Raw genomic sequence first — 22,202 nt, 5'->3', positions numbered from 1 at the left:
CAATAAGCCGTAAATTACTAAATTATTAGTAGTTACTGCATTTTGCCATCGGTAACCCCGCTACCATACCAACGAGTGGTTTAGGCCGGAAGCTTTGCGTCTCACTCTTTCGAGTGGTTTGCCCTGTGCGTGACTGATTGAATAGAATAAAGTTTTTGTTGAATGAAGCTCACAGTTGATATTTCAAAATGTGACATTGCTTCAATTAATGATCTTTCATTTATGCATAAGGGTTCATTGTGGTTGCTGATAAAAAAAGCGCACCTAAAGGTGCGCTTGATGAAATTAAACTCGAATTATCAACTAATTTAACGTTTTAACTGTACTTCGTTCAACAATTTCAGGATGCATTTCGAAGACGCGTTTTTCGTGGTCTTTGTCTTTGATGCGCTCCAATAGAATTTCGAATGCATTCTTACCAACACGACGTTTTGGTTGGTGAACTGTCGTTAACGGCGGAGAGAAGTATTCAGCGAGTTCGATGTTGTCGTAACCGATCACTGAGATATCTTCAGGAATGCGGATGCCTTTTTCTTGCAGTCGGCTCATTAAGCCGAGTGCCATTGTGTCGTTAAAGCAGAATACCGCCGTTGGACGATCTTCCATCTCAACGATTTGTTCTGCAGCAAGAACAGCCGTATCACACTCAAAGTTGCCTTCGATGATCATATTTTCATCAGCAGAAATCTTTGCTTCGTTCAGTGCGCGCTTGTAACCGGCAATACGTTCAACACATGCTGCTTTGTCTAAGTGGCCACTTAAACATGCAATCTTAGAGTGACCGCGTTCAATAAGGTATTTGGTCGCTAGGTAGCCACCTTCTTCTGAGTTATCGATGATCTTATCAGCCTGAGAGCTCTCAGGGCCCCAGTCCATGATAACTTTAGGGATGTCAGCGTGACGGTCTAACATCTCTCTTAGTTCTTCAGTTAGGTCAGAACACATAACTAAGATGCCATCTACACGTTTCTCTGCAAGCATTCGAATGTAGTCACGTTGCTTCTCATAGATACCGCCCGTATTACACAGGATCAAAGTGTAACCTTGACGGTAGCAGTAGCTCTCAACACCATCGATAACTTCAGAGAAGAATAGATTAGTTGATTGAGTCACTAGCATGCCGATGGTGCGTGTTGTATTACACTTCAAGCTACGAGCAACAGCACTTGGTGCATAGTTCAGTTCATCTACGGCTTTGTTTACTTTTTCTTGCGTTGCTTCTGCAACAAAGCGAGTTTTATTGATTACGTGAGAAACGGTTGTTGTTGATACGCCGGCTAAGCGAGCGACATCTTTTATAGTGGCCATGGTTTTATCCTATTAGAAGCTACTTTCCCAAAGTACGGAATAAAGTAGCCGTTAAGCTACCTAACTAAGAGCTTAAATTTGTAGGGCTCTTTGGGTACTAAAAGTGCTAAAAAACAAAAAACCGCTATTGAGCGGCTTGTCTTAACACCGAAATGCTCAAAACTATAATAAGCATAGCATTTCGTGAATGTTTCATATTTTATCGTTTGCGGTCACAATTTTAGACTGACTAGAAATTACTCGCAATAAAATTCCCCCGGAAATCCGGGGGAATTGTCACATTCTTCTGAATTTATTTAACGAGTCATCCAATAAGCTATTCACCAGCTAAATATTGAGTGTCTAATTGACAGAATGCGAGTAGCAACGATGAGACGGAGGAGTAGAAACCGAATTCATCAACGTCATGACATTTCACGTTGAACTTTGGTAACCAAGTCAGCAGTTGTTGTTCGATAAACTGCTGTTGAGCGGCAAATGAATTCTCTAGTTCTTCTTCAATATTCGTTTCGTTTGAACGAATGATCAAGTTACCAAGGAAATCGAGTTCGATAGCAATGTGGTCTGCTGGCTCTTTTAGATCTTGGTTCACAACTAAGTTGTGCTTAACCATGATCTCTTCCATATCTTTTGCTGGCTTATCATTCAAAAGGCCAGTTTCGCCGATATACATTGAAGCGTAAGGAAGAGCGCCGTGCTTATCTGTCTTTAAGAAAAGATCGCAAAAGTCTGCAGACAGTTCTAGCTGAGCATCTTCACGAGTTTGTAGGCGGTTCAGCGCATCCACTAACTTATCAATCGCTGGCTTTAGTGTCTCATTTTCGCCTAAACCAGTTAGGAAAGAACGAATTTCAACAGAGTGGTAGTGATCGAGTTCTTCTTGAGTGAGCTCTTTGGCAAATAAGCTTGATAGCCACCAGTATATTTCTGCTCTTTGCTCGTTGAACGCTTTCGTATCTTTCATTTGTTAGATCCTGACTTAGTCTTGTGATGTTGCTTATATGCATCTTGAAGTCACTTGGGCATAAGCACACCAAGGCTGAATAACAAGGTTATTTGCGAAACGCAAAGTTACTCGTTAGTAGTAATGCCTATATTGAATTGCGATGGACGATAAATAGCAAGGTTTAAGATTGTCTTGTATCAAAAAAAATCCATGTTTCTGGCTTTTATCTTCTGTACCACTAGAATTGTTACTAGTTATGAATAGAATAGTCACTGAAACTATTAAATAAGAAAAGTGGTGTAGATGAGCTATCACGTATTAGTCGTAGAAGATGATGTGGTAACCCGCAGTAAACTGGTTGGATACTTCCAGAACGAGGGTTACACAGTGAGCGAAGCAGAAAGCGGCGCTCAAATGAGAAACGTGTTAGAAGAAAACAACGTTGACCTCATTATGCTGGACATCAACTTACCAGGCGAAGATGGATTGATGCTAACTCGCGAATTACGCAGTCAATCAGACATTGGAATTATTTTAGTTACTGGACGCACGGATAGCATCGACAAAATCGTTGGCCTTGAAATGGGCGCTGACGATTACGTTACTAAACCCTTCGAACTTCGCGAGTTATTAGTTCGAGTTAAAAACCTACTTTGGCGTATTTCTGCTGCTCGTAAAACAGCAGCGGGCGCAGTCGAAGAAATATCAGATGAGTCTGTGGTTCGTTTTGGTGAGTGGACATTTGATATCCCTCGTCGTGCGTTAAGCAAAAACGGCGAACCGGTGAAATTGACCAAAGCAGAATACGAACTGCTAGTGGCATTGTCTTCTTACCCTAACCAAGTATTAAGCCGCGAACGTATTTTGAATATGATTAGCCACCGAGTGGACGCGCCTAATGACCGTACTATCGACGTATTGATTCGTCGTATGCGTGCAAAAATGGAGTTTGATCCTAAGAACCCACAAATTTTTGTGACGGTTCACGGTGAAGGTTACATGTTCGCTGGTGATTGATTTCCTTCGGAAGTGATTAATCAACAACGACATTTAAACGTAAAAAGCCGAGACACCATTGATGTCTCGGCTTTTTTATTGCTTAGCTTTCATTGTTAACGAACAGAGAACCTAAAAATACTTGCCGACTCAGTCTGCTCAGTATGAGTTTAAAGATTCAATTGGCTTCCTGAGGCTGAGCCGCAGAAACTTCACCGTCATCTTCAACTAAGCTGGAAGCTTCTGGAATCACCGGCTCTTCAACAATGTCATTGCTTGTATCAAGCCAATCACGTAAATCTTGCCAAACTAATCCCATGGTTTCGTGCCAGTAACGCTCAGTCTGCTCAAGGTAGAGAGCTTTTGGCATGTACTTATTCCAAGGCTCAACAACGCCTTCTTGTGCAAGGTAGTTGGTTGGTGCAGGCAGTGGTTTCATACCAGCTGCATGGAATTCATTGAGTGCACGAGTCATATGGCTCGCTGAAGTCACCAGAACCATTTTTTTATTCTTAACGAACGCAGCGGCTTGGCGAGCTTCTTCCCAGGTGTCTTTTGCGGTTTCAAGCAGAATGATGTCGGGCTTTGCTACGCCAAGTGCTAATGCAACTTTAGCCATCATTCTTGCGTTACTGACTTCAGTGCCTGCGCCATAGCCAGACAAAATGAGTTTTGCACCAGGGTAAAGGCGTAGAATACGAATCCCTTCACTTAAACGCATCAGGCCGGTGCGGCTAAGTTCTGATGTCGGTGGAATATGGTCGTCTACGACGTGACCACTTCCGAGAACCATTACGTAATCGACGGTTTCATCGACAGGTAAAAAAGCGGTGTGTTGCCTTTCCATTGGCATTAAAAGTTGACTAGAAACTGGTTGGAAAGCGATTAGGAAAATACCACATAGGGCTGAAAGGGTGATTAAGCAACCCGTCTTCCTTTTGGTAGTAAACATCACTAGGGCTAAACCCAGAAAAGCGAGAATTAACATTGCTGGCAGTGGCATCAATAGCGAAGACACTACTTTTTTCAGCTCAAACATATCCGAATAGTCCGAAAAAACATCACTTAGTAGTAAAAAGAGACATCGCCTCTTTATTCCTGGAATTCCTGTGACAGAATAGCAGGCACGATAGGACATAATAACTCAAGTAGCCGTGACTGAAGACCGTAATTTCGACGATATTGCCCACAAATTTGCAAAAAATATTTACGGCTCTGACAAAGGAGAGATCCGTCAGATCATCGTATGGGAAGATTTAGAACAAGCTTTGAGCAAGTTTGAGCAATCAGCTTCTCCGCTGCATGTGCTTGATGCTGGAGGCGGCCTTGCACAGATGTCGCAAAAAATTGCGTCGCTTGGGCATAACGTTTCTCTGTGTGATCTCTCTTCTGAAATGCTGAAGCTCGCAGAAGAAAGTATCAGCGAAGCGGGTTTGCTAGAGCAATATCGATTTATTCATTCACCAGTACAAAAAGTCGCAGAACATCTAGATGAGAAAGTCGATTTTGTGATGTTTCATGCCGTAATGGAATGGTTAGCCGATCCTAAAGAGGCGCTTGATTTATTGCTTGAACAAGTTAAACCGGGTGGCGTTGCCTCGATAATGTTTTACAACCACCACGGATTAGTCCTGAAAAATGTGATTTGTGGCAACATTCCTCATGTATTGAATGGGATGCCACATCGAAAACGGTTTAAGCTGCAACCACAAAAAGGCTTGAAGCCGGAAGAGGTTTATCAATGGATAGAAGACGCCGGTCTAGAAATCTGTGGTAAATCAGGCATTCGTTCCTTCAGTGACTACATAGGTAATATGGAGTACATGGGCGATTACCAATTTGAAGATGTATTGGAACTAGAAAAACAGCTATGTCGCCAAGAGCCATATCTGTCGCTAGGCCGTTATATTCACGTTTGGGCTCAAAAACCTGCGCAATAACAGCGGTGAATGTGGTAAAAGAAGCCACAACATGCGCTATGCAATCGTAAGAAGCCCGCGTCATAAAGAAATAGGCGTCATATCTAATACATTCGATATGACGAAGAACAGTAACAGGAACCACAATGAGTGAAATGACTCAAACTGCCGAAGAGCAGCCAATTGATGAGTTGGTGGGCTGGGTCAAGCAGCATGATTTTTCATTAAACTTGCCACCAGAGCGCTTAGCATTTTTGATTGCTATCGCAGTACTAAGCAATGAAAGGTTCGATGAAGAGTTGGGCGAGGGTGAACTGCACGATGCATTTACCATCGTCACTCGACTGTTTGAAGATACTGGCGAAGCGTCCGCGTTTCGTGCCAACAATGCCATCAACGAGTTAGTTAAACAGAAGTTGATTAGCCGCTTTACCAGCGAAATCACCGATGGTGCGAGTATTTATCGCTTATCACCATTGGCGATTGGTATTTCAGATTATTATTTACGCCACCGTCAGTTCTCTAAGTTGAAACTGTCTATCCAGCTTTCTATGGTTGCCGATGAGATGGCAAAAGCCATTGAAGCAGCACAAAAAGGCGGAACTCCAGGACATTGGAGAAAGAATGTTTACGGCGTGCTCAAGTATTCTGTTGGTGAAATTTTCGATCAGATTGATCTTAACCAACGTGTTATGGATGAGCAGCAGCAAACCGTTAAACAGCAAATTGCCGACCTTTTAAACAAGGATTGGCGAGAGGCGATTAACAACTGTGAAACCTTGCTTTCAGAAACCTCGTCCACACTAAAAGAATTGCAAGACACCTTGCAAGCGGCGGGGGATGAACTGCAAACACAGATCCTCGATATTCAAGAAATTGTTTACGGTGACGATGAACTCGAGTTCGTTGGCGAAACCCTGTTCGGCTTGCAGATGAAGCTAGACCGAATCACCAGTTGGGGCCAACAAGCCATCGATTTATGGATCGGCTACGACCGCCATGTTCACAAGTTCATCCGTACCGCGATTGATATGGATAAAAACCGCGCCTTTAGCCAGCGCTTGCGTCAGTCAGTCACTGACTACTTTGATGCGCCTTGGTTATTGACCTACGCCGATGCTGAGAAGCTGACGGATCTTCGTGATGAAGCGCTCGTGCTTCGTGATGACGAAGTGATGGGACAAGCACCAATCGACGTAGAGTACGAAGAATTTGAGCAAGTAAATGACCTGCTTTCAGATCGAATTGCAGAGATGTTAAAAGCTCACAAACAGCAAGGCGCGCCAATTGATCTTGGCCTTGTGTTACGCGATTACCTCGCTGCACACCCTCGCACACACCATTTTGATTTAGCCAGAATTGTTGTCGACCAAGCCGTGCGCTTAGGTTACTCAGAGTCTGACTATCAGGCTATTCAGCCAGATTGGCAGGCAATTAACGATTTCGGTGCAAAGGTACAAGCAAATGTCATTAACAAGTACTGATGATTACATGCCAGAGAAACTGGTAAAAGCGATAGCGAACCCACTGTTCCCTGCGCTAGATAGCATGCTGCGTTCAGGTAAGCATGTTTCAATAGAAGACCTAGATAACCACGCGTTGCTGTCTGATTTTGAAGTTGAGCTTCAGCATTTCTATCAACGCTACAATACGGAATTGGTAAAAGCGCCGGAAGGTTTCTATTACCTGCGTCCGCGTTCTACGTCTCTGATTGGTCGTAGTGTGTTGTCTGAGCTCGACATGTTGGTTGGCAAGGTGTTGTGTTTCTTATACCTAAGCCCAGAACGTCTGGCTCATGAAGGTATCTTCACCAATCAAGAACTGTTTGATGAATTGATGTCGTTAGCGGATGAGAAAAAACTCATGAAGCTAGCAACCAACCGTGCATCTGGTTCTGACTTAGATAAAGAAAAGCTCTTCGAAAAAGTTCGTACTTCTCTGCGTCGTTTACGCCGTATCGGCATGCTGATTGCGATTGGTGAAACGGGCAAGTTCCGTATCAGCGAAGCGGTATTCCGCTTTGGCGCTGACGTTCGTGTTGGTGACGATATGAAAGAAGCGCAATTACGTCTTATCCGTGATGGTGAAGCTGTGGTGCATACCCAAGAGCCTAACCAAGGTAGCTTGTTGAATGAAGAACAAGCGGAAGCTGTATCAGAAGTAGTTGCAGACGTAAACGAAAACGGTCAACAAGACATTTTTAACGATCAAGCTGACTTTGACCTTGAGTCAAACGATGGCGAACAAACAAAAGTAGAAGGTGAAGCATGATTGAAAGAGGTAAGTATCAATCATTAACCATGGTCAACTGGAACGGCTTCTTTGCGCGTACTTTTGATATTGATGGATTGGTTACAACGCTTTCTGGCGGTAACGGTGCGGGTAAGTCGACCACAATGGCGGCATTCATCACAGCACTGATCCCTGACCAAAGCCTTCTGCATTTCCGTAACACAACGGAAGCGGGTAGCTCGCAGTCATCTCGTGATAAAGGCCTTTACGGTAAGCTTCAGCCAGGCGCATGTTATGCCGCGCTAGATGTTGTGAACTCTCGTAATCAACGTCTATTGTTTGCAGTAAAACTGCAGCAAGTTGCGGGTCGTGATAAGAAAGTCGACATCAAACCGTTCGTTATTCAAGGCCTTCCAAGCCATGTGAAACCAACGGATGTGTTGATTCAGAACGTTTCAGACAGCCACGCTCGCGTATGTCAGTTGAACGACGTGAAAGCGGCGGTTGCACAATACGAAGGCGCGCATTTTAAAGCCTTCTCTTCGATTGTTGATTACCACTCACAGATGTTTGAATACGGTGTGGTACCGAAGAAACTGCGTAACAGCAGCGACCGTTCTAAGTTCTACCGCTTAATTGAAGCATCACTTTACGGTGGTATCTCAAGTGCAATTACGCGCTCTCTGCGTGATTACCTTCTACCGCAAAACGGTGGTGTGAAGAAAGCATTCCAAGACATGGAATCAGCACTACGTGAAAACCGCATGACGCTAGAAGCGATCAAGACGACTCAGTCGGATCGTGACCTGTTCAAGCACTTGATCACTGAATCTACGAACTACGTGGCTGCGGACTACATGCGCCATGCAAACGATCGTCGTAACAAGTTAGATCAAACCATGAAGTTCCGTGGTGAACTGTTCGGTTCTCGTGAAACCTTGCTTGATCAAAACAATTTGTTGAATCGCGTTCAAGAAGAACTAGAACTACTTGTCGATCAAGAATCGGCACTAGAGCAAGATTACCAAGCGGCATCGGATCATCTTCAGTTGGTTCAAACTGCACTTCGTCAGCAAGAGAAAATTGCCCGCTACAGCGAAGATCTAGAAGAGCTTAACGAGCGTCTAGAAGAGCAAATGATGGTGGTTGAAGAAGCTCAAGAGCGAGTACTTCTTGCCGAAGAGCAGGCAACCATCACTGAAGAAGAAGTGGATAGCCTGAAAACTCAGCTTGCTGACTACCAACAAGCGTTGGATGTTCAGCAAACGCGTGCACTTCAATACCAGCAAGCGGTTCAAGCATTAGAGAAAACTAAGCAGTTGCTTGGTGATGAATCGATTACGGCAGAAAGTGCATTAACTCTTGTTTCTGAGCTAAAAGCACAAGAAGAATCAAGCACTCAAGCGCTACTGGCTACTAAGCACAAGCTAGATATGTCTTCTGCAGCTTCAGCACAGTTCGACAAAGCACTGTCTTTAGTTAAGAGCATCGTTGGTGACGTGGAGCGCAAAGAAGCGTCTAGCAGCGCTAAACAAGCGTTAGAGAAAGGTCGTAACGCAAAACACGTTGTTGAAAATGAACAGCAGTGGCGTGCTCAGCACCGTGATATGGCTCGTGATGTGGCTCAGCAGCGTCAAGTAAAAGAGCTTGCGACTGAATACCAAAAGCAACACAACATCTCACTGACTGACGAAGCGGTTTTCGATGAAGAACGTGAACGTCACGCTATGCAGATCGAGTCTCTTGAGTACGCTCAAGAAGAGCTGCGTGAAGCGAAGAGTGAGCAACGTCGTGTGCAACAAAACCACGACCAAGAGATTCAAAAGCTTGAGTCCATTGCTCCAGCGTGGATCACGGCAAACGATGCGCTTGAAGCATTAAGAGATCAAACCGACGCTGAGCTAGAAGATAGCCAAGCGGTGATGACTCAAATGCAGCAAGTGCTTGAAGATGAGAAATCTCAAGCGGCAGCAAAAGATCAGTTGGCTACGCGCCGAGCTGAACTTGAGCAAGAGATTGAGCGTTTAGCCTCTCCAGGTGGCTCTAACGATCCTCGTTTGAAAGGTCTGGCGGATACGCTTGGTGGCGTGTTGCTTTCTGAGATCTACGATGACATCACGATTGGTGATGCGCCGTACTTCAGTGCGATGTACGGCCCAGCTCGTCACGCAATTGTGGTTTCTGATCTTGATGGTATTAAAGAGAAGCTGGTGGATCTTGATGATTGTCCAGAAGACCTTTACATCCTAGAAGGCGATGTCGACGCGTTTGATGACAGTTCATTTAATGCCGATGAGCTTGAAGGCGCAGTATGTGTTCAGCTGAACGATCGCCAAATGCGTTACTCACGTTTCCCTGAGATCCCACTGTTTGGCCGTGCGGCTCGTGAACAACGTCTAGAGAAATTGCGCGAAGAGCGTGACGTTGTTGTTGAGAACCACGCGAAAGCCGCGTTTGACTCTCAAAAGCTGAATCGTCTATATCAAGCATTCAACAGCTTTGTTGCGAAGCACCTGCACGTTGCGTTTAACGCAGACCCAGAACAAGCACTTGCTGCGATTCGTGATAAGCGTAATCAAATTGTTCGTTCTCTGGCTGAGCTTAACTCTAAAGAGCAGCAGCAACGTAGCCAGCTTCTACAAAGCAAGCAGGCACTCGGTGCGCTAGATAAATTAGCACCAATGGTTCGTATTTTAGAAGACGAAACATTGGCTGAGCGTTTAGCTGAATTAGAAGCGCAACTAGAGCGTTTAAGTGAAGCGAAATCTTACTTGAATACGCACGGCAAGGCGCTTACTTCTCTAGAACAGTTCGTATCTGCACTAGACGCTGACCCAGAGCAATTCGAAGCTTTGGAAGCAGAGTACCGTCAAGCAGACAACGCGCTACAAACGCTAAAAGGCAAAGTGTTCGCACTGTCTGATCTGATTGAGCGTCGTCATTACTTTGCTTACGCGGATTCTGTTGATTTGCTTAATAAGAGCAGTGAACTGAGCGAGCAACTGAAAGCGAAGTTGGTTCAAGCTGAACAAGCAAGAACCAAAGGCCGCGATGGCTTGAAGCAAGCTCGCGAACAGATGAACCAATACAACCAAGTATTGGCGGCACTGAAGAGCTCACATCAAGCGAAGCAAGAAACGGTTCAAGAGTTCAAACAAGAGCTACAAGAGTTCGGCGTAAACGCTGACGAAGGCGCTGAAGAGCGTGCTGTACGTCGTCGTGACGAGCTTCAAGATCGTCTGCATACATCTCGCAGCCGTAAGAGTGAATACGAGCGTACGATTACGTCAACTGAACTTGAGATGAAAGCACTGGCTAAGCGTCTTAAGAAAGTTCAAAAAGAGTACACCGAGCTTCGTACTTTCGTTGTTGCAGCGAAAGCGGGTTGGTGTTCAGTACTTCGTTTAGCGCGTGAGAATGATGTTGAACGTCGTCTGCATAAACGTGAACTGGCTTATCTAACGGCAGGCGAGCTTCGCTCTATGTCGGATAAATCACTGGGTGCGCTACGTCTGGCGGTAGCCGACAATGACGACCTGCGTGATTCGCTGCGTTTATCTGAAGACAACGCGCATCCAGAGCGTAAAGTTCTGTTCTACATTGCGGTTTACCAACACCTTCGTGAGCGTATTCGCCAAGATATTATTCACACGGATGATCCGGTTGAAGCAATCGAAGAGATGGAAGTGGAGCTAGCTCGACTAACAGAAGAGTTGACGCAGCGTGAAAATCGCCTGGCAATCAGCTCTGAGTCCGTAGCAAGCATCATCAAGAAAACGATTCAGCGCGAGCAGAACCGTATTCGAATGCTGAACCAAGGTTTGTCTAACATTTACTTTGGTCAGGTTAAAGGCGTACGTCTGAACGTTAAGATCCGTGAAAGCCACGAGATCTTGCTATCAGGGCTAGCAACTCAACAAGAGCAACACAAAGACTTGTTTGAATCAACGCGCTTTACCTTCTCAGAAGCGATGGCGAAGTTGTTCCAACGAGTGAACCCGCATATCGATATGGGTCAACGTTCTCCACAGGTTCTTGGTGAAGAGCTACTGGATTACCGTAACTACCTAGAGCTGAGTGTTGAAGTTAACCGTGGTTCAGATGGTTGGTTACAAGCTGAATCGGGCGCATTGTCTACGGGTGAGGCGATCGGTACGGGTCAGTCAATCCTATTGATGGTTATTCAGAGCTGGGAAGAGGAATCTCGTCGACTTCGCAGTAAAGACATCGTTCCATGTCGTTTGTTGTTCCTTGATGAAGCAGCACGTTTGGATTCTAAGTCGATCTCTACGCTGTTTGAACTGTGTGACCGTTTGGGTATGCAACTTCTGATTGCAGCACCTGAAAACATTAGCCCAGAGAAAGGTACAACCTACAAACTGGTTCGTAAGGTCTTCAAAGACCACGAACACGTACATGTTGTTGGCCTGCGCGGTTTTGCTCAAAACAAACCAGCATCTCCGGTGCAAGAGCTTATCGAAGAAACTGAGCAATAACTTTGATAGCCGAATTATAATCTTGATAGCCGAGCAATAACCTTGATAGCTTAGCTATAAGCTCGAAAGCGACTCAATGATATTTGTTCAAAGCCCCTAATCATTAGGGGCTTTTTTGTACCTTGAATCTAATTTCTTACTTCTTACTTCTTACTTCTTACTTCTTACTTCTACAGCAGAACCCCTCCCGCTTAATCCTTTCGTCGATACTGATAAGACCACTCATACCTTGTGGTTATTATCAATGGAACTTGTTTGAGGTCACACGCACAAAACCACAAATAATGTATGGTAATGACATAGATTTAATAATATTAATAATATTGTATTACTTAAATTTTAATTGTTGATAACTCGCGTGTGCGAAAGGTAAAGGTAGGACTTAGGTATGATTCAAATCGTGATTGATGGGAAATATCGAATCGTCGAGCAAGGACAAACCGTTCTTGAAGCGGCAAAAACATGTGGTTTGGAAATCCCATCTTTATGTGGTTTGAACAAAACAGCGGATAAAGTGCCGTGTGATTTGTGTGTCGTTGAAGTTGATGGCGTTGGTGTTACTCGCTCTTGTGAGCTTGAAGTGTCTAATGGGCTGAATATTACCACTCAGTCAAAACAGTTAACGAATCATCGACAAGAAGCGTTGAATCGCATCATGACCGATCACTACGCTGACTGTGAGGCGCCATGCCAAACAGCCTGTCCTGCTGGGGTCGACATCCAATCTTACCTGCACCATATTGCTCAAAATGATCACATTAAAGCGATTGAAGTGATCAAAAAGACATTGCCAATGCCGCTTTCAATTGGTCGTGTGTGTCCTGCTTTCTGTGAAACCGAATGTCGTCGTAACTTGGTCGATGAATCCATTGCGATTCGCCAACTCAAACGACACGCTGCCGATGCGGATCTAGCGGCTCAAGAGAGCTACATGCCAGCGAAGAAACCAAATAAAGGCAAGAGCATTGCTATTGTTGGTAGTGGCCCCGGTGGGCTTACGGCGGGTTATTACCTATCTAACGAAGGCTATGAAGTCAGTGTCTATGAGTCGATGCCCAAAGCGGGTGGTTGGCTGCGTTACGGTATCCCTGAATATCGCTTACCTAAGTCGATTCTAGATAAAGAAATCGAGTTGATGTGTCGCAACGGAATGGTGGTTGAGTGCGGTAAAAAACTCGGTGTTGATTTTACACTGTCTGATTTAAGTAACGATTTTGATGCGGTTTGTTTAGCCGTTGGTGCATCGCAAGCGGTCGAGATGAATTACCCGGGTAGCGAACTCGGAGGTTGTTATTTGGGTGTCGATTATCTGAAAGATTACGTGACCGATCAGCAGTACGTCACTGGTAAAAAGGTTGCCGTGATCGGTGGCGGTAATACAGCGATTGACTGTGCTCGAACCGCAGTTCGTGATGGCGCGGATACTACGCTGATTTATCGTCGTACTCGAGATGAGATGCCAGCAGAAGATTACGAAATCGAAGAAGCTGAACATGAGGGTGTGAAGTTCCACTTCTTAACCAACCCTGCAGAAAACATAGCCGATGAAAATGGTCATGTATCAGAAATACGATTAGAACGAATGGCTTTGGGTCCTGCTGATGCTTCAGGCCGCCGCAGCCCTAAACCAACTGGCGAGTTCTTTGTTGAAGCGTTTGATACGGTTATTGCTGCCGTGTCGCAAAAGCCTGATCTGAGCTTTATGGACAATGAAGCGATTGATATTCCTCTTACTCGTTGGAATACCGCAGATGCTGATCCACAAACCATGCATACCGGAACCGGAAATATTTTCAGTATTGGTGATTTCCGACGCGGCCCTGCAACCGCAGTCGAAGCGGTGGGGGATGGGCGTATTGCTGCACAAGCGATCGATCGCTTCTTCCATGGTGATATGGACAATATTCCAGCCAAACTGTTTAACTCAAGAAAGCACAAACAGCTCAAAGCGGTGGATCCTGAGCAATACCAGTCGATACAACGCATGGCTCGTAAGATCATGCCAGAACTAACGCCCGAGCAGCGTGAACAAAGCTTTGATGAAGTAGAAACAGGGTTTGAGAATGCTGATGCAATAGCGGAAGCTGCAAGATGTCTAGAGTGTGGCTGCCAGGCCAATACCGATTGCGACCTACGAGACTACTCGACCGAATACAAAGCAACGCAAACGCATCCAGAGTACAAAATCGATGTGGCTTCGAATGAGAGTTGGCAGGCGATTCGTGCTGAAGAAGCGAAGGTCGGGTTAACAAGGCAAAAATTTTCGGTCGATGACAGTTCTGAGTTCATTATCTTTGACGCCAACCGCTGCATCAGTTGTGGCCAGTGTATTCAAGCATGTCGAGAACAGAATGTTCATGGCGTTCTAAGCTTCATGAATCAATCGGATGGAAAACCTGCATCAAGACCTGAATGTCGCCCTAACTTTGGGGCAGATAAGACCTTAATGGGCGACTCAAACTGCGTTCAATGTGGATCGTGTATTCAGGCGTGTCCAACCGGTGCAATGGTGGATGCTCGCGACAGAAAGCAGGGAGACACAGACGTACTCAAGAAAGTCGATACCATCTGCACCTATTGCGGTGTCGGCTGCAAGCTAACCATGCATATCGATGAGCAGAAAAACAAAATCCGCTATATCGAAGGCGGAGACTCTCCGGTTAATGAAGGCATGTTGTGTGTTAAGGGACGATTTGGCTTCGATTTTGTGGGCAGCGATGCGCGTTTAACCACACCATTAATTCGTAAAGATGGCTGGTTGCAACCTGCAAGTTGGGATGAGGCAGTTAAGCTTATTGCCGAGAAGTTTACTGCGATTAAGCAAGGCTTTGGCAGTAACGCTTTAGCGGGGTTCTCGTCGGCGAAAACCACCAATGAAGATAACTATGCCTTCCAAAAATTCATACGTCGTGAACTCGGTACCAATAACGTCGATCACTGTGCGCGCCTTTGTCACGCATCTACTGTTACTGGTTTAGAGGCTTCGCTAGGTAGCGGGGCGATGACCAATGATATTCCAAGCATCAAGCACTCAGATGTGATCTTTATTATTGGCTCCGACACCACGTCAGCACACCCAATTATTGGCTCGCATATCAAGCAAGCTGTGAGACATGGTGGAGCGAGATTGATCGTTGCCGATCCAAAACGAATCGATATTGCTGACCATGCTGAACTTTATTTAGCGCACCGACCGGGTACTGATGTAATGTTGATCAATGGTGTGATGCAGCAAATCATCAAACACGGTTGGTACGACCAAGAGTATATCGAAGACCGTGTGGATGGCTTTGATACCTTGCTTCAAGAGGTAATGTCACCAAGTTATTCACTAGACAAAGTGGAGCTGGTAACTGGCGTTAAAGCGGAAGACATCTTCGCAATGGCGCGATTGATTGGTACTGCAGAGCGTACAGCGGTGTACTACTCGATGGGCATTACGCAACATACCACTGGTCACGATAACGTTCGATCAATCGCTAACCTACAGCTCTTGTGTGGCAATATCGGAATTGAAGGCGGCGGTATCAACCCATTACGTGGTCAATCCAATGTTCAGGGTGCGTGTGACATGGGCGCATTGCCAAATAACCTTCCGGGTTATCAGAAAGTGTACAACCCAATGGTTCGTCAAAAATTCGCGATGGAGTGGGGTGTTTCTGACCTACCGGCTGAAACAGGCTTAACGTTGACCGAAATTATTGATGGAGCGTGTCATCGAGATGTTCGTGGTCTGTACGTAATGGGCGAGAACCCAGTGCTGAGTGACCCGAACCAAGCGCATGTGATTGAAGGTCTTGAAGCGTTAGATTTCCTCGTGGTTCAAGATATTTTCTTAACCGAAACCGCTCAATATGCCGATGTGGTGCTACCGTCTTGCTCGTTTGCTGAGAAGTCTGGTCATTTTACTAATACCGAGCGTCGTGTTCAGCGTATTAACCCGGCGGTATTGCCTCCAGGTGAAGCGAAAGAAGATTGGGTGATTATCCAAATGTTGGCTAATGCGATGGGCGGCAATTGGGAATATGACTCGGTTGCTGATATCACCAATGAGATAGCGCGTGTCACGCCACAGTATGGTGGTTTACGTTGGGAGAACATTACGGTGAACGGCGTGCAATGGCCAAGTAATAAGAACAACCCTGATGGCACACGTATCATGCACCAGACCCAATTTACGCGTGGGCGTGGTCAAATGGAGGCGATTCCGTTTAGATACGCTGCTGAGCTACCGGATGCGGAATACCCGTTAGTATTAACGACAGGCCGTATTCTAGAACAGTTCCACACCGGAACCATGACACGTAAAACAAAAGGGTTGGATAACTTAGCAGGGCCGCGTGCCATGGTGAGTGTTCATGATGCTGAAGCGCTAGGTATCTCGAATGGTCAGATGCTTAAGGTCTCAACACGTCGTGGTGAAATCGAAATCGCGGCCTTTGTGACTAAACGAATGCAAAAGGGTGTGGTATTTATTCCATTCCATTTTGTTGAATCACCAGTTAACCGTTTGACTACCACAGCGACTGATCCACACGCGAAGATCCCTGAATTTAAGGTGGCGGCTGTGCGTATTGATCCTATTCGTGAGCCTGAGTGTGAAGTAACAGAGGCTTAATCATATTAGCTCGGTGAAGACGGCTGGCATTAAAAAGCCGCGTAACTCTCAGAGTTATGCGGCCTTTTTATCGAGCTAGATTCAGTATCAATAACTGAGTCGTTTCGCTTTAATTTAGATGAGCTTAGTTTTGAACAATTTCGCTACCGTGAACACCAAATTGCTTAGCAGCGTAGGCAACGCGCTCTGCTGGTTTTGGGTATTCAGCCGGTGTGCCCAGGTTTTCAATATGATGCAAGCGAGGTAATAAACCTGCGCCGTTTGCAATCTGTATTGCTAATCCAGGGCGAGCGTTTAGCTCCAGTACCATCGGGCCTTCTTCTTGGTCTAAAACCATGTCCGTACCCATGTAACCAAGGCCTGTCATTTCCCAAGCACTTGATGCAAGTGTCAGCAGCTTTTCCCAATGGGGTACTTGTAGTAGCGCCAACTCTTTACCCGTATCTGGGTGGTGAGTCACTGGGTGGTCAAATTGAACCGCACGAACGGCTTTACCCGTAGCGATACAAATACCTACGCCCACAGCACCTTGGTGCAAGTTAGCTTTACCATCAGAAGCCGAAGTCGATAGACGCATCATCGCCATTACAGGGTAGCCCTTGAATACAATGATTCGTACATCTGGTACACCCTCGTAACTGAAGCCGTCAAAACACTCGTCAAACTTGATGAGGTTTTCAACTACAGCAACATCGTTCTTACCACCGAGTGAGAAAAGACCCGCGAGAGCGTTACTGATGTGGCGCTCTACGTCTTCTTCATTGATAGTCGAACCCGATGGCTTGGTGTAAACGCCGTCCTTGTGAGAAGTCACAACAAGGATACCTTTACCACCACTGCCTTGAGCTGGCTTGATTACGAAACCCGGCCACTCTTTTACCATCTTGTGGATTGTTTTTACTTCAGCTTGATGACCAATCACGCCAATCAGTTTTGGTACAGTAGCACCAGCCTGTTCAGCAATGATCTTCGTCTTAAGCTTGTCATCAACGAGTGGATACTTGGAACGATCATTGTAGCGACCAATATAACTATGGTTACGCTTGTTCATTCCCATTATGCCTTTGTCTTTCAACCTAAACGGTGAAGTAAACTGATCAAACATAACTTAGTCCTCCGCTAGCGGTTTAAAGCGACGAAGCTCGGTTAGACGGTATCCTGTGTAGTTACCTAGTAGCAAGATGGTCGCTAGAATAACAAGTTGTAAACCAATAAAGTTAAACGTTAAGTGCTGAATGAACGGGTTAGTCATGCCTAAGTAAACAAGAACCGCAGTGAATAGAGAACCACCACCTTGCAGCATTACTTCTTTCGCGCCTTCTTCTTCCCATAGGATAGACATACGTTCGATAGTCCAAGATAGGATAATCATTGGGAAGAACGTAATGGATAGACCTTCAGTCAGACCCACTTTAAACGCGACCACAGTGAATACAGAAATAATCATGATTACCGTGATGATTACGGCGGATATCCTGGCGACCAGTAGTAAGTTGAGCTTGGATAAGTAACTTCGAATAATAAGACCTGTACCTACGATAAGTAGGAAGCCGACAATACCCGTTACCAATTGTGTTTGTACAAAGGCTACCGCAATCAGTACAGGCATGAACGTACCAGACGTTTTCAGACCGATGATGACACGTAGGAACACAACAATCAGAGCACCGATAGGAATCAGCATGATGGTTTTAAACATCGCTTGCTCTTCTAGCGGCAGACTATGAATGGAAAGGTTTAACAGTTGATCCGCAGAGACTTTACTGTTGGTTGCTTCAGTGGGAGTCACCTCCTGAGCAATCATCGAGAAGTGAACTTTACTGTTCTGACCGCCAACCACGTCTAATAGAGATACATTTGATTCATCCCAAATTAGCAGGTTTGGCTGAACTTGCTGTTCGCTTGATTCAGGAGAGAATAAAACCCATTGGTCGTTATCCCAGATCTGGTTCATTTGCTGGATAGATTGACGACGACGTCCATCTTCTAGCTCGATAACACCAACCACTTTATTGTGAATGTTTGCTGCTGAAAGTAGCTTGTGTGTCGCTTCCACTTTAGTCATGTTATTCAGAATAAGCGCTGAGTTTTGGCTGTCTGGATCGTTAAGTGTTTTGATGAGCTCACGGGTAAAAGTGAGGTTGTCTGCAGAACGCTTTGTCGCTCTATCAATCAATGCAAAAGAAGCGGCTTCTTCAGGGCCGTCGAAGCTTGGCTGTGCGACTTCGCCTTCTGGCGGTATAGCATCAACTTTTGCTTGGTTGTCGACTAGGAATTGTGTTTTGTAGTAGATAGTTTGAGGGCCATCTGCGTATCGAATAGACCACTCTGCGCGGCGACCTGATTCGGTATTCAAGTAAGAGATACCATAACCTGGCGATGAAGCCGATTCGCCGATAAGTGTGTAGTTAGACTGAGTATGAGGAGCCGCTAAGGAAACTTTTGCTTCTTTGCCTACTGCGTTGAACTCGATGCGAGCTTCAACGTCCCAAACCTGTCTGGTTTCCCCTGGAGTCCAAGGTACACCGTAGGTCGTATGTCTGAACATACTCAGTGTTATACCTGCCACAATAAGCAGGAATATAGAGATATAAAATGGAATTCTTGACGTCATAGCTTACCCTACTATTGTTATTTAACTTCCGTTTGTACGTACTTTTTACTTACATCTACTAGCGCTATGTCTTTGATAAATTCGCGCCCTAGTAACACAGGGTGACTCATTTGAGAGCGATCCGCCAATGTAAATTGCGCTTTTTCATGGATTTTTCCAACTTTCACCCATAATTCGATCACAGCTCGACGTTCTGCCTGATCATTGGTTGATTGACGGATTTTTACATAACGTACAACAGGCGCTTCAATCCATTTCTGGTCTTCTTCCGCTTGGGCTTTATCGTCTAGGTGGAATTTAACCCAGTTCTTGCCGTTACGTTCGAATTCTTTGATATCGACAGCGTTTAAAGAAGAGGTGGTTGCGCCTGTATCCACTCGTGCATCAAAGCTTTGCTTAATAGAGTCGATAGACACTTTTTCAATGCCGCCAAGGATAGTCGGTTGTGATGTAGGAGCTATAGGGGCCGCTGCAACTGCTACGGGTTCTTCTTCCTCTAGCTGTTCAATAACCTTGTGTTCCATGCTAGTTAGATGGACATCTAATTGGCTAGAAAGGGTAGTAATTTCGTCTTCTAAGCTTTCAATATAATCACTTTGATTGCTTAGTTGCAGTTCAAGATTTTGAACCTTATTTGCGATGTTTGTCTCTGAGCGGGCAATAGCATCGAGAGTTTCTTGGTGGTAGGCGGCACCGTTAGTCAGGGTACAACCAGAGAGCAAACCAACCGCCACAATCGGCGATAATCGCTTAAACATAAAAAAACCTTTGAGAATTAGAGAATAGTTCAGACTATTTAGAAGTTTAGCCCACAAAAAAGGATGCGTGAAGCATCCTATTGTAAGAGTCTGGTCATATTGAATCGCAATGTGAGCGCTACGCCAATTATTGCTATTTGAAATAGCTCACTTATTAAACATAAGTCAATTTTTGTTCAATTTGTGAGCTCAGGAAGAAAAGTTCATCGCGAAATCAACGGTGACTTTTTGACCATGGCAAGCCATTGTTTTGCTGTCTTATATAGGCTTGTGTTTTATTTACTCAATATGCCACTGCTTTGTGGGCAGAGATTCTATGGTTTTGTTGCTACCAAAATCGCACGTCTTGGCGCTGGGTGGCCTTCAACCGTTTTATTTGGATCGTTCGGATCTAGATAATCTGGAAGAGAGTTGTGCGTCATCCATTCTGTGGTGCGTTGTTCACCAATTGTCGTGACATTTTCATCAACGATACGTACGTCTTCAAAGCCAACTTGTTCCAGCCAGCGTTTCAGTGCGCGAGCTGAAGGGAAGAAGTACACGTTTCTCATCTGTGCGTAACGGTCAACCGGAACTAATACTGCGTTCTCATCGCCTTCAATCACCAAGGTTTCAAGAACCAGTTCACCGCCAGACACCAATTGGTCTTTCAGTTGAATCAAGTGGTCCAGTGGTGAACGACGATGGTAAAGCACGCCCATGCTGAATACCGTGTCGTAGGCTTCTAGCTTTGGGAGCTGCTCAATACCTAGAGGTAATAGGTGAGCTCGTTGGTCATCGCCCATCAACTTACGAATTGCTTCAAACTGAACCAAGAATAGGTGGGAAGGATCGATACCAACCGTTAAGCGAGCACCTTCACCCAGCATGCGCCACATGTGGTAACCATTGCCACAACCTACATCGAGAACCGAACGGTTTTTTAATGGAGATATATGTGGAAGCACACGATCCCATTTCCAGTCACTGCGCCACTCAGTATCGATATGGATGTCGTGAACCGTATAAGGACCTTTTCTCCACGGGTGGAAAGTCTTCAATAAGCTTTCTAGCTTTTTCAGTTCGCCTGTGTGGTATGGCGTAGAACTACCAATCGTCACTGAATTTTTCAGGTCAACTTGATCTGGCACGTCTTGTGGAATCTTGTTTAGTGCACGTAGCCAGCGGTCAAAGTCACCGTGCTCTGCATTTTGCCAATCGGTCAGTTGCTGTGGCAGGACATTTAGCCACGGCTGAAGGCGAGTATCTTGGGCAATAAGTTGATAAAAATTGGCAAAATTAAACATAGGTTTTCACTGAGTTGGTGGTGTAGAAATTAAATTTGTCACTCCATTAAGAGTGTGGACAAACATGCTAGGGAATCTCGTTTATCGTGTTTGATAAGAGATCCCCAATTCGTTTGTTCCTCGCTCTTGAGGATGACATTTTAGTACGTGCTAACGGTGTCGCGACGGTTACGTAATCTAAAATGTTTACTTTATCGCGAACATTGAACCAAAGTTGAAACATTGGAACCAAACTTCGCTGCTTGAGAAGCCAATCTTATCAAATCGTTCTCTGTGAACAGGGATCGAGTCTGGGCGCATTACGTTTTCAATTGCGCTGCGTTTCTGGCTGACTTCCAGTTCGCTGTATCCGTTAGCACGCTTGAAATCGTGGTGCAGGTCGATAAGCAGTTCGTTTGAGCTTTCGTCTTCGAATACGTATTTTTCTGACAGGATTAAGATCCCGCCAGGGCGCAGGCCTGCATGAATTTTTTCAAGTAGAGCGTATCGATCGTCTGGCGACAGGAATTGCAGCGTGAAGTTAAGTACCACAACCGAAGCGTCTTTGATCTCCACTTCACGAATATCGGCTTCAATCACCTCTACTGGTGTGTCACTACGGTAAGCATTAACGTGCAATTTACAGCGCTCAACCATGGCTTCTGAGTTATCGATAGCGAAAATCGTGCAGCCTTCTTGCTGAATGTGACGACGCATAGAAAGTGTCGCCGCACCAAGAGAGCAGCCAAGGTCGTAAATATTGGAATGTGGCTTTACAAAGCGCTCAGCCAGCATGCCGATTGCAGAGATGATATTGCTATAGCCAGGCACCGAACGTTGAATCATATCCGGAAATACTTCAGCAACCCTTGCATCAAAGGTGAAGTCTCCAATTTTATCAATAGGAGCGGAAAAGATATTGTCTGTGTTGCTCATAGCATTTTCTCTCGACAGTCAGCGTAATTGGCACAAAATTCGTACCAAATAAAAGGGGGCGTATTTTACGTAAAAAAAACGCCACTGTCACGAAAACTGAGATTTAGCTCAAGG

The 22,202-nt window shown here is 45.2% G+C and carries 14 protein-coding genes and 1 riboswitch; of the genes, 6 read left to right on the top strand and 8 right to left on the bottom strand.

Going from position 1 to position 22,202, the window contains the following annotated elements:
• Positions 1-47: 47 nt before the first annotated feature.
• A riboswitch (cyclic di-GMP riboswitch) is annotated at positions 48-133 on the bottom strand.
• A 170-nt stretch (positions 134-303) separates the two neighbouring features.
• Entirely contained in the window at positions 304-1,308 is a 1,005-nt protein-coding gene (gene purR / locus AB6F11_RS01370; protein ID WP_017062096.1) for an HTH-type transcriptional repressor PurR, read from the bottom strand.
• Positions 1,309-1,624: 316 nt separating this feature from the next.
• Positions 1,625-2,272 carry a molecular chaperone TorD gene (torD, locus tag AB6F11_RS01365; protein ID WP_104216129.1) on the bottom strand — a complete coding sequence of 216 codons (648 nt, stop codon included), beginning with the start codon at positions 2,270-2,272 and terminating at the stop codon, positions 1,625-1,627.
• 285 nt (positions 2,273-2,557) lie between these two features.
• On the opposite strand from torD, the gene torR reads away from it, so the two are divergent.
• Positions 2,558-3,271: a two-component system response regulator TorR gene (gene torR, locus AB6F11_RS01360; RefSeq protein WP_017062094.1), complete on the top strand. Its 714-nt coding sequence runs from the start codon at positions 2,558-2,560 to the stop codon at positions 3,269-3,271.
• A 157-nt stretch (positions 3,272-3,428) separates the two neighbouring features.
• Here the strand turns inward: torR and elyC are convergent, their stop codons facing one another.
• Positions 3,429-4,289, bottom strand: a complete 861-nt coding sequence (elyC, locus tag AB6F11_RS01355; protein ID WP_104216130.1) for an envelope biogenesis factor ElyC — start codon at positions 4,287-4,289, stop codon at positions 3,429-3,431.
• 115 nt (positions 4,290-4,404) lie between these two features.
• Between elyC and cmoM the strand changes: the two genes are divergently transcribed.
• The 5 genes from cmoM to fdhF all read left to right on the top strand — a co-directional run bounded on the left by cmoM (position 4,405) and on the right by fdhF (position 16,515).
• On the top strand, positions 4,405-5,190 hold the full coding sequence (gene cmoM / locus AB6F11_RS01350) for a tRNA uridine 5-oxyacetic acid(34) methyltransferase CmoM (protein WP_017063509.1): 786 nt from the start codon (positions 4,405-4,407) through the stop codon (positions 5,188-5,190).
• Positions 5,191-5,315: 125 nt separating this feature from the next.
• Entirely contained in the window at positions 5,316-6,653 is a 1,338-nt protein-coding gene (mukF, locus tag AB6F11_RS01345) for a chromosome partition protein MukF (protein WP_017055049.1), read from the top strand.
• Positions 6,634-7,440 (top strand): chromosome partition protein MukE, encoded by an 807-nt coding sequence (gene mukE, locus AB6F11_RS01340; RefSeq protein ID WP_104216131.1) that lies wholly within the window; start codon positions 6,634-6,636, stop codon positions 7,438-7,440. The genes mukF and mukE overlap by 20 nt, the downstream gene beginning before the upstream one ends.
• Positions 7,437-11,897, top strand: coding sequence for a chromosome partition protein MukB (mukB, locus tag AB6F11_RS01335; protein WP_104216132.1), 4,461 nt, complete (start codon positions 7,437-7,439; stop codon positions 11,895-11,897). Before mukE ends, mukB begins: the two co-directional genes overlap by 4 nt.
• 388 nt (positions 11,898-12,285) lie before the next feature.
• The gene (gene fdhF, locus AB6F11_RS01330) at positions 12,286-16,515 is read left to right on the top strand and encodes a formate dehydrogenase subunit alpha (protein WP_104216133.1); all 4,230 of its coding nucleotides are present in this window, start codon (positions 12,286-12,288) and stop codon (positions 16,513-16,515) included.
• Between the two features lie 124 nt (positions 16,516-16,639).
• Here fdhF and AB6F11_RS01325 read toward each other — a convergent pair whose 3' ends face one another.
• The 5 genes from AB6F11_RS01325 to cmoA all read right to left on the bottom strand — a co-directional run bounded on the left by AB6F11_RS01325 (position 16,640) and on the right by cmoA (position 22,088).
• Positions 16,640-17,620 (bottom strand): alpha-L-glutamate ligase-like protein, encoded by a 981-nt coding sequence (locus AB6F11_RS01325; protein WP_029235672.1) that lies wholly within the window; start codon positions 17,618-17,620, stop codon positions 16,640-16,642.
• A gap of 3 nt (positions 17,621-17,623) precedes the next feature.
• Positions 17,624-19,129, bottom strand: coding sequence for an inactive transglutaminase family protein (locus tag AB6F11_RS01320; protein ID WP_029235671.1), 1,506 nt, complete (start codon positions 19,127-19,129; stop codon positions 17,624-17,626).
• A gap of 17 nt (positions 19,130-19,146) precedes the next feature.
• Positions 19,147-19,887 (bottom strand): ATP-dependent zinc protease, encoded by a 741-nt coding sequence (locus AB6F11_RS01315; protein ID WP_029405339.1) that lies wholly within the window; start codon positions 19,885-19,887, stop codon positions 19,147-19,149.
• Between the two features lie 314 nt (positions 19,888-20,201).
• Positions 20,202-21,173 (bottom strand): tRNA 5-methoxyuridine(34)/uridine 5-oxyacetic acid(34) synthase CmoB, encoded by a 972-nt coding sequence (gene cmoB / locus AB6F11_RS01310; RefSeq protein ID WP_104216134.1) that lies wholly within the window; start codon positions 21,171-21,173, stop codon positions 20,202-20,204.
• A 186-nt stretch (positions 21,174-21,359) separates the two neighbouring features.
• A complete protein-coding gene (gene cmoA, locus AB6F11_RS01305) occupies positions 21,360-22,088 on the bottom strand; it encodes a carboxy-S-adenosyl-L-methionine synthase CmoA (protein WP_017062083.1) in 729 nt (242 codons plus the stop codon).
• Between the last annotated feature and the right edge of the window lie 114 nt (positions 22,089-22,202).

The organism is Vibrio sp. 10N.247.311.14 (assembly GCF_041467715.1).
GTDB classification, from domain to species: domain Bacteria; phylum Pseudomonadota; class Gammaproteobacteria; order Enterobacterales; family Vibrionaceae; genus Vibrio; species Vibrio crassostreae_C.
This window is presented reverse-complemented; position numbering and strand designations above follow the sequence as displayed.

Bases quoted from the DNA above. Each gene is read 5' to 3' on its own strand.
- torD (WP_104216129.1), bottom strand. From the start codon at position 2,272: ATGAAAGATACGAAAGCGTTCAACGAGCAAAGAGCAGAAATATACTGG.
- cmoB (WP_104216134.1), bottom strand. From the start codon at position 21,173: ATGTTTAATTTTGCCAATTTTTATCAACTTATTGCCCAAGATACTCGC.
- mukF (WP_017055049.1), top strand. From the start codon at position 5,316: ATGAGTGAAATGACTCAAACTGCCGAAGAGCAGCCAATTGATGAGTTG.
- AB6F11_RS01325 (WP_029235672.1), bottom strand. From the start codon at position 17,620: ATGTTTGATCAGTTTACTTCACCGTTTAGGTTGAAAGACAAAGGCATA.
- mukE (WP_104216131.1), top strand. From the start codon at position 6,634: ATGTCATTAACAAGTACTGATGATTACATGCCAGAGAAACTGGTAAAA.
- elyC (WP_104216130.1), bottom strand. From the start codon at position 4,289: ATGTTTGAGCTGAAAAAAGTAGTGTCTTCGCTATTGATGCCACTGCCA.
- mukB (WP_104216132.1), top strand. From the start codon at position 7,437: ATGATTGAAAGAGGTAAGTATCAATCATTAACCATGGTCAACTGGAAC.
- fdhF (WP_104216133.1), top strand. From the start codon at position 12,286: ATGATTCAAATCGTGATTGATGGGAAATATCGAATCGTCGAGCAAGGA.
- AB6F11_RS01315 (WP_029405339.1), bottom strand. From the start codon at position 19,887: ATGTTTAAGCGATTATCGCCGATTGTGGCGGTTGGTTTGCTCTCTGGT.
- purR (WP_017062096.1), bottom strand. From the start codon at position 1,308: ATGGCCACTATAAAAGATGTCGCTCGCTTAGCCGGCGTATCAACAACA.
- AB6F11_RS01320 (WP_029235671.1), bottom strand. From the start codon at position 19,129: ATGACGTCAAGAATTCCATTTTATATCTCTATATTCCTGCTTATTGTG.
- torR (WP_017062094.1), top strand. From the start codon at position 2,558: ATGAGCTATCACGTATTAGTCGTAGAAGATGATGTGGTAACCCGCAGT.
- cmoA (WP_017062083.1), bottom strand. From the start codon at position 22,088: ATGAGCAACACAGACAATATCTTTTCCGCTCCTATTGATAAAATTGGA.